9 protein-coding genes are annotated in these 8,485 nt (G+C 50.7%); 6 read left to right on the top strand and 3 right to left on the bottom strand.

Translation table 11 applies throughout. The features are described 5' to 3' along the window. On the bottom strand, window positions 1–226 hold a 226-nt coding region (locus BUA12_RS09005; RefSeq protein ID WP_143146121.1), incomplete at its 3' end, for a hypothetical protein. 71 nt (window positions 227–297) lie between these two features. Further along, window positions 298–1,356: a D-alanine--D-alanine ligase family protein gene (locus tag BUA12_RS09000; protein WP_072710270.1), complete on the bottom strand. Its 1,059-nt coding sequence runs from the start codon at window positions 1,354–1,356 to the stop codon at window positions 298–300. Window positions 1,357–1,655: 299 nt separating this feature from the next. Here BUA12_RS09000 and BUA12_RS08990 point away from each other — a divergent pair, with 299 nt between their 5' ends. The 5 genes from BUA12_RS08990 to BUA12_RS08970 all read left to right on the top strand — a co-directional run bounded on the left by BUA12_RS08990 (window position 1,656) and on the right by BUA12_RS08970 (window position 6,606). Further along, entirely contained in the window at window positions 1,656–2,507 is an 852-nt protein-coding gene (locus BUA12_RS08990) for a prephenate dehydratase (RefSeq protein ID WP_072710268.1), read from the top strand. A gap of 75 nt (window positions 2,508–2,582) precedes the next feature. Further along, window positions 2,583–3,299: a gamma-glutamyl-gamma-aminobutyrate hydrolase family protein gene (locus tag BUA12_RS08985; RefSeq protein ID WP_072710267.1), complete on the top strand. Its 717-nt coding sequence runs from the start codon at window positions 2,583–2,585 to the stop codon at window positions 3,297–3,299. 80 nt (window positions 3,300–3,379) lie between these two features. Continuing rightward, window positions 3,380–4,099 (top strand): gamma-glutamyl-gamma-aminobutyrate hydrolase family protein, encoded by a 720-nt coding sequence (locus BUA12_RS08980; protein ID WP_072710266.1) that lies wholly within the window; start codon window positions 3,380–3,382, stop codon window positions 4,097–4,099. A 24-nt stretch (window positions 4,100–4,123) separates the two neighbouring features. Then, window positions 4,124–4,780 carry a ribose 5-phosphate isomerase A gene (rpiA, locus tag BUA12_RS08975; protein ID WP_072710265.1) on the top strand — a complete coding sequence of 219 codons (657 nt, stop codon included), beginning with the start codon at window positions 4,124–4,126 and terminating at the stop codon, window positions 4,778–4,780. Between the two features lie 137 nt (window positions 4,781–4,917). Next, window positions 4,918–6,606 (top strand): ABC transporter substrate-binding protein, encoded by a 1,689-nt coding sequence (locus BUA12_RS08970; protein ID WP_072710264.1) that lies wholly within the window; start codon window positions 4,918–4,920, stop codon window positions 6,604–6,606. A gap of 153 nt (window positions 6,607–6,759) precedes the next feature. Here BUA12_RS08970 and BUA12_RS08965 read toward each other — a convergent pair whose 3' ends face one another. Next, the gene (locus tag BUA12_RS08965) at window positions 6,760–7,227 is read right to left on the bottom strand and encodes a small multi-drug export protein (protein WP_072710263.1); all 468 of its coding nucleotides are present in this window, start codon (window positions 7,225–7,227) and stop codon (window positions 6,760–6,762) included. A 178-nt stretch (window positions 7,228–7,405) separates the two neighbouring features. Between BUA12_RS08965 and BUA12_RS08960 the strand changes: the two genes are divergently transcribed. Continuing rightward, the gene (locus tag BUA12_RS08960) at window positions 7,406–8,311 is read left to right on the top strand and encodes an acetamidase/formamidase family protein (protein WP_072710262.1); all 906 of its coding nucleotides are present in this window, start codon (window positions 7,406–7,408) and stop codon (window positions 8,309–8,311) included. Window positions 8,312–8,485 lie beyond the last annotated feature (174 nt).

Here is an 8,485-nt window from a genome sequence, read left to right as displayed (position 1 = left end):
GGTCCGGATTTTGTTCCCGGATCCGGACGGAAGTGCCGATGCTCGCGCCGCGGTCCGGATTTTGTTCCCGGATCCGGACGGAAGTGCCGATGCTCACGCCGCGGTCCGGATTTTGTCTCCGCATCCGGACGGAAGTGCCGATGCTCACGCCGCGGTCCGGATTTTGTCTCCGGACCCGGACGGAAACACCGATGCTCACGCCGCGGTCCGGATTTTGTCTCCGCATCCGGACGGAAACACCGATGCTCACGCCGCGGTCCGGATTTTATTCTCATGCCCATCTTCACCCGCCGACCTCTACCTGAAATCCGTCGTCAGTCCGGTTTCGAGCTCATGGCGCTCGAGTGCGAGCGTGATCAGGCGGTCGACGAGTTCGGAATATTCCACGCCCGAGGCCTCAAGCAGCTTCGGATACATGCTGATGCTTGTGAAGCCCGGGAAGGTGTTCACTTCATTGACGAAAATACGACCGTCTTCCAGCAGGAACATATCCACCCGCGCCATGCCTTCGCAATCCAGCGTCTCAAATGTTTTCAGCGCCACTTTCTGAAGATTTTGCTTATCAGTCTCATCCAGCTTCGCCGGTATCTCGAGCGCTGCGCCATTTTCATCCGTATACTTAGAATCATATGAATAAAAACCATCATCCGGGATGATCTCACCCGGCACCGATACGAAAAGATCCGAGTTGCCGAGCACGGAGACTTCGATTTCCCGGCCGGCGAGCGCACTCTCCACCATCACTTTCGTATCATATTTGAAGGCGAGTGCCAGCGCTTCACGGAAGCTCCCCGCATCGGTCACTTTGGAGACGCCGACGGATGACCCCTGATTCACGGGCTTGACGAACATCGGCAGGCCGAGCTGTTCCTCCACGGCGGTGAAATCCACATCATCCTTTTCATGATGCTTGAAGAGGACCGAATCCGCCACATCGATGCCTTCCAATTTCAACAGACGCTTCGTCATATCCTTGTCCATGCACACCGCTGAACTCCTGACATTGCATCCGACGTACGGGATTTCCGCCAGTTCAAGCAGCCCCTGCACCGTACCGTCCTCACCGAACGTCCCGTGCAGTACAGGGATGATGACATCGAGCATGCGGCCGTCAAGGCCCTCAAGCTGCCCGGACGGCTGCACCCTCAGCTTCCTCGCCGACTCATCGTCATTCAGGTCGGCGATCTCATCGCTGCCGGGTGCAAGGCGCCATTCCCCGTCTTTTGTGATATGGATCAGAACCACGTCATACTTGTTTTTATCAAGCACTGCAAGAATGCTTTCGGCAGAACGCATGGAAACTTCATGCTCTGTCGATCTGCCGCCGTAAAGGAGGCCGATATTCAACTTTGTCATTTGTACCACTCCAGATTTTAAAGGATTTCCATTGGAACTTTTCTCAATCATATTATCATATCGACCGTTTACAGTCGCTGTTTTATGCAAATAAAAACCCTGGTGAACCTCCCTTTCCAATGACCCGGCAGCCCGGCAGCCACAATTATTTGAAAGATTTGATCACCGGTGTGATGACTCTCTCCGGTGCTTTTGGTATCATGTTATCCATGAAAGAAAATGGACAAGACGGGGCGCCCGACGATGTCCGGTACATATTTACGCAGACGGACCTTTGCGTCCAATAAGGAGAGATGGAAATGATCATTGGCTATCAAGGCGTTGAAGGCAGCTATTCGACAGTCGCCTGTAAAAGTTTTGCAGATGGGAAAGATTATGAGGCGAAAGGGTACCTGACATTCAAGCTTCTGGTCGAGGCCCTGCAGGAAAGACAAGTGGACTACATTGCACTGCCTGTCGAGAACTCGACAAGCGGGCCGATCACACGGACGATCGACCTGATGAAATATTTGGATATGGAGGCGATCAGCGAAGTGTATGTGAAGATCGACCATGCACTGATCACCAAGCACCCAATAGAGATGCCGGAGATCAGGAAAGTCTACTCACACCCGGAAGCGCTTGAACAGTGCTACACCTATTTAAGCCAGTATCCCAACATAGAAGTGCTGGAGTACCCCGACACCGCCGGTGCCGTCCGCATGGTGAAGGATTCATCCGATACGGGCATCGCAGCCATCGCAGGCAGCCATGCTGCGGAACTGTACGGAATGTCGGTCATCCGGGAGAACATCAGTGACAATCCGCTGAATACGACGCGGTTTTTATTCTTCAAAAATAAGAACGGCAGCTCCCCCGAGTTCAAGGACAAGACATCCCTCTACATCGAGACGGATCACAGCACCGGTTCTTTGAATGAACTGCTCAGCATCTTCAAGGAAAACGACGTGAACCTTGTGTATCTCATGTCGCGGCCGATCCAGAATAAGCCTTTTTCATACGGTTTCTTCATCGATGTGGAAAAGGGGATCCAGGAGGCAGGTCTCGGCAAAGCGCTGGATAAGATCACGGGCAAAGGGGCTTATGTCAATATCCTCGGCAGTTACGAACAGGGCAGCATCCCTGCGTATGGCGGCATCGTCGAAAATTAGCCGGACCGGTGGATTAAAAAGCTTGATAAAGGGTATTATTTGGTGTACAAATCACTTTTAAAAGAGGCGATACACATGACATTACCAGTTATCGGAATCACTACGGAAGTCGTGGATGGCGACCACCTTGAACTCCGCTCATCATTCATCTATGCCATTTCCAAATTGGGCGGCATCCCGCTGTTGCTCCCGAAAATTGAGGATGAGGACATCATCAGGGGCCAGGTTGAAAATATTGATGCACTTTTCCTCCCCGGAGGCAATGACATCAATCCATCCACTTATGGTGAAAACCCGCATCCCAAACTTGAAAAAGTTGAAGCCGGCCGGGATGAATACGAACTCGAACTCATACACCGGTGCCTCGAGAAGGACAAACCGATCCTCGGCATCTGCAGGGGCAGCCAGCTTTTGAACAGTGTGGCCGGCGGCACGATGTACCAGGACCTGGATGACGAGTACGGTGAAGGACTGATCCAGCACAGGCAGACGTCCAACAGGGATTTCCTCAACCATAAAATAGAGATCATGGAAGGTTCAAAGCTCCATGAAATCACCGGCGTGACGGAAATGTCCGTCAACAGTTTCCATCATCAGGCCAACCATGACATCGGGGCTTCATATGAAGTTTCGGCCGTGGCGCCGGACGGCGTCATCGAAGCGATTGAGAGCAAGGAGCATGATTTCGTGATGGGCCTCCAGTTCCATCCTGAGGATGCTTTCGAGTTCAATGAACCATCACGCAAAATCATCGAGGCTTTCATCAAAGCAGCTGAAAAGAGCAAGGAATAGGACCTCCGGGTCTTATTTTTTTATACTTTTCCCAGATTATGCTAACCTTTACTTCAAATACATATAAAAGGAGAATGAATATGCGACAACCAGTCATCGGCATCACCACGTTCATTTCGGAAAAAGGTCTGACACTGCCCACCACCTACATCGATGCCGTCAACGATACGGAAGGCGTACCGATGGTGCTTGCCAAAACACTGGACCCCGATAAAGTGGAAGCCCAGATCGACAGCATCGATGCCCTGCTCCTGACAGGCGGCAACGACATCGAACCCGCCCTCTTCAACGAAGAACCCCACAGGGCGCTCGGTGAAATCGAGCCCGGCAGGGATGAGTATGAAAGCAGCCTGATCGAACATGCTTTGGAAAAAGGCATACCGGTGCTCGGCATCTGCCGGGGCGCCCAGATCCTGAACATTCAGCAGGGCGGCACGATGTACCAGGACATCTACAGCCAGATTGATGAAGATCTCAACCAGCACAGCCAGAAAGCTGCCAGAAATTACCTGGCCCACACCGTGAACATAAAGGAAGGCTCCCTGCTCCATGAAATCACGGGCGAAACTGCAATCAGGACCAACACGTTCCACCATCAGGCCAACAAGGCAGTGCCGGACCATTTCATCATATCCGCCACCTCCCCTGACGGTGTGGTTGAAGCTGTGGAAAGCACAACGCATGAATTTGTGCTCGGTCTGCAGTGGCACCCGGAAGGAACCTACTTCAATGACGACCCTTCCAAAAAGATATTCCACGCTTTCGTCGCAGCCGCAAAGCACTCGATGGCATACGTATAGCTTCCAATGGAAGGAGCCCGGAAAATGCAGAATGTATATGACTATCTGAATGAAAAGATCACCGACGGATCGGTCATCGGTATGGGATCCGGATCGACGATTGAAAACTATATCCCTGCCGTGGGACGTCACGTTGAAGAAAACCGGATGGATGTCACCTTCGTCCCGACTTCCATCAAAACAGAGCAGCTTCTGAAAGACCATGGATTGACGACTTCCCTCAAAGTCTCTGAAATTGAGGTGACCATCGATGGCGCCGATTATTTCACAAGGACCCTTAATGTCATAAAAGGGCTTGGCGGTGCCCTGCTCAGGGAAAAGCAGATCGGTTATTTTTCCGAAAACATCACCATCATTGCAAAGAGTGACAAAGAGACGGCGTCTTTTGAAAATCTCAGGATACCCGTCGAAGTGAACCCCTTCCTTCATGAACTGACCAAAACCCAGATCAGGAGACTTACCCGGGCAGAAATAACCGAAAGGACGGAAGGCGGCTCACTGTCCACCACCGACAATGGAAACTATACGCTGGACTGCAGGCTCCCTGCCATCGCAGACCTGGATGCACTCCATAACATGCTCATCAATATTCCCGGTGTGATCGAGACCGGCATCTTCAACAGGCACATCACCGAGATCGTTTCTTTCAGCGATGGTGATTTCAAAGTCCATATAAAATGACCCTCATCACGATGACAGGAGCAGTACTTATTGCTCCTGTTTTTTTACGATAAATTTACTGAATATTCGTAAATGATTTTGTAAAGCGTTTCCATATACGGTATAATTGATTTATATTCGAACAAGGGGGAAACAAGATGAAGAAGAAATTTTGGCTCGTCCCGTTCATGCTCATCATGATGCTCGTGATGGCGGCATGCAACGGTGACGATGATTTGGGGGAAGAAGAGGTGGAAGCGGATGATGTTGAGGAGGAAGGCGGTCAAGGGGGAGACTTGACGATCGGCCTGATCAACGAACCGGTCACGATGGATCCGCACGGCTCCAATGACATTCCATCCGCACAGCTCAGAACACAGCTTTTTGACACTTTGGTCAGCCAGGATACCGAGATGGAAATCGGGGAAGGCCTCGCAACAGCATGGGAGCAGGTCGACGATAATACATGGCGCTTCGAATTGAAGGAAGACGTCACTTTCCATAACGGCTCCGACTTCACCGCAGAAGATGTCAAGGCGACATTGGACCGCCTGCTCGATCCGAGTGTAGGTGCATCAGTGGCATTCATGTTTGAAATGGTCGAGGAAGTGGAAGTCGCAGGTGATCATGAGGTACTGCTACATACAGAGTATCCATTTGCACCGCTGCTCAGTAACCTGGCACACAACACCGCAGGTATTTTGAGCAAGGAAGTGATCGACGAAGATTATCAAAATGCGTTGGACAGTGCAGATTCTGATGTGTCACTGGAAGAATATTATGAGTTGAGGGAAGAAGGCGGAGATGACTTTGAAGAAGTGTCTGAATCAATTTCCGGGGATCTGGGTCAGGTCATTGCTGAAAACCCGGACGGCACCAACCACCTGCAGCTCTCTGAAAGAAATCCGGGGGACAACGTCGTCCTGGAAAGATTCGAGGACTTCCACGGTGAGGCGCGCAACTTCGACACAGTGACATACAGGGTCATCCCTGAAAACCAGTCGCGCCTTGCTGAACTTGAAACGAGCGGCATCGCCATCAACGACAACGTCGATGCCGAGAATATGCCGCGTGTCAGGGACCACGAGGACACCGACATCATCGATCAGGACGGCCTCGCCATGACCTACCTGGCATTCAACTATGAAAAAGAACCTTTTGATGATGAGAATGTAAGGAAGGCAATTTCCCACGCCATCGACCGTGACAGCATCATCAATGATATGCTGGACGGCCGCGGCATCCTTGCATCCACGCATATTGCACCGCCGGTATTCGCTCATGATGACTCACAGGATGAGATGGAATACGACCTGGATACGGCACGTGAATATATGGAACAGTCCGACCATCCGGACGGCTTTGACGCAACGATCTGGATGTCCGATTCCGAAGTGAACAGGGATATCGCATTGTTCATGCAGGATACGTTGAGTGAAATCGACATCAACCTTGAAATTGAACAGTACGAATTCGGCACTTTCCTTGATATGGCAAACCAGGGCGATCATGATATGTTCATGCTGCAGTGGATCACCGTGACGGGTGATGCGGATTACGGCCTGTACCCGATGTTCCACACAGACAGCCAGGACGGCTCGGGCAACCGCTGGAACTACTCCAACACCGAACTTGATGAACTGCTCGAAGCAGGCAGACAGGCAGGCGATGAAGGGGAACGTGAAGAAGCATATGCAGAAGCACAGGAAATTTTGGTTGAAGACCTGCCGATCGCACCGCTCTACTACGGTGAACTCGGCATCGGGGTGAACGACACACTCGTTGAAGGTGTGGAACTCGATCCGGTCGGCATCATCAGACTTGAGAATGTTTCATTTCCTGAATAAAAAATGAAGAGGCCGCTTTTGCGGCCTCTTTTTTGTCGGGTATTATGAGGGGTGTACCGATTGAAACTTCATTATGTTGGATGTGGACAGGAGCCGGAGGCCGGAATCGATCATCTCTTTATTTCAGAAAGACTTAATCAGATAAACACCCCATCATGAATCCAAATATCTTCTCAAAAACTGCATATCCTCAAGGCCGAGGAAATCCACCCCGTAATTGGCGAGTATGGCAAGCGGCAGTGTCCAGATGATGAGGCTCAAAGTGACATACGCTATCGTCTTCGCCCTCGTCGCACCAAATGACACCGCCGCAATGGCGGACACATGTGAGCTGAGGAGGATAGGCCCCAGTAACACGAAACCGTGGAAGCCGAACTTTTTCCATATCCCTTCAGCCCGCTGGTTTCTCCTGGATGCCTTGTCCTTCATGAACCAGTCCTTCACTTTCTCACTGAATATGACGACCAGTATGATGGTGAGGAAGTTCCCGGAAATTCCTGCCGCCAGGGACAGAAATAAGTTCGCTCCGCCAAGGATCGCAATCGGTACGACGAATGTCGCTTCGAATAAAGGGATTGCCCCCAATATGAATATGGTGAGGTAAACGAATACGCCGGACATCTTTAACACCGCTCCCTGAGTTTGTAGTATGTATAAACGAAAGTATCATCTGCCTGTGAGTAAATACCCCTTTAATCTTGAGTATACAGATATCATTCTAAAAACTGTAAATATTCTTATTTTAAGGGTATCCTATATACACGGAATTAAACTTGATTTTATATGACGGAGGGTAATGATGCATCATAATTTAAGCAGAGACAAAAAGTTTTATGCAATGGACAAGAACAACGCACCTGCGATGTATGTGGATTCCGGTGACACTGTCACACTGGAAGCGCATGACTGCTTCACCGGCCAGATCACTTCCGAAGACGATACTTCCACAAGACTGAACTGGGATGAAATCAACCCGGCGACCGGCCCCGTATATGTCAACGGCCTCAAACCGGGCAACGCATTGAAGGTGACAATCGATAAAATTGAAATCGGGGACCAGGGTATCGTCGTCACAGGGCCGAATTCAGGTGTCATGGGGGATGAATTGACTGAGATGACAAGAAGAATCCTGCCGATTGATAAGGAGAAGAATACCGTCGATTTCGACGGCGTTGAAATCCCGGTCAATAAAATGATCGGCGTCATCGGTGTCGCACCGGAAAATGATCCTGTGAACAACGGGACGCCCGGCGCACATGGCGGTAATATGGACTCGATTAAAATCACTGAAGGTGCCGTATTGTATTTACCGGCCTTCCACGAAGGCGGGCTGTTCGGACTCGGTGATGTGCATGGTGCCATGGGAGACGGCGAAATCGGGGTCTCCGGCCTCGAAGTCGAATCGGAAGTCACCGTAAAACTCGAAGTCGTTGAAGACATCGACATCTCACACCCGCTGCTGGTCAACGACGAAGGCGCGTTCATGAATGTCTCCGACGCGGACCTGAATATCGCGGTGGATCAGAGTGTCAAAGAGATGATCAGATTCCTGCAGCCGTATACGGGCAAATCTCTGGATGAAATGGCAAAACTCATGAGCCTGACCGGGCATACGCAGATCAACCAGGTGGTCGACCCGAGGAAGACCGGCAGATACTTCGTTCCAAAATTCGTACTGGATCATTTTGACGTACCGCTGTATTAATAAACTGCTTTGGACGTTTAACACCCATTCGTTTACGAAACGAGCAGGCGATGGACGTTTAACACCACCTCGTCACCAAAACGAGCATCCGATAGGCTTTTAACATCCCCTCGTCACCAAAACGAGCATCCGATAAACTTTTAACACCTCCTCGTCACCAAAACGAGCGGAAGT

It is taken from the genome of Lacicoccus alkaliphilus DSM 16010 (assembly GCF_900142805.1).
GTDB classification, from domain to species: domain Bacteria; phylum Bacillota; class Bacilli; order Staphylococcales; family Salinicoccaceae; genus Lacicoccus; species Lacicoccus alkaliphilus.
Note: the sequence above shows the minus strand (reverse complement) of the source record. Positions and strands in the feature narration are given on the sequence as shown.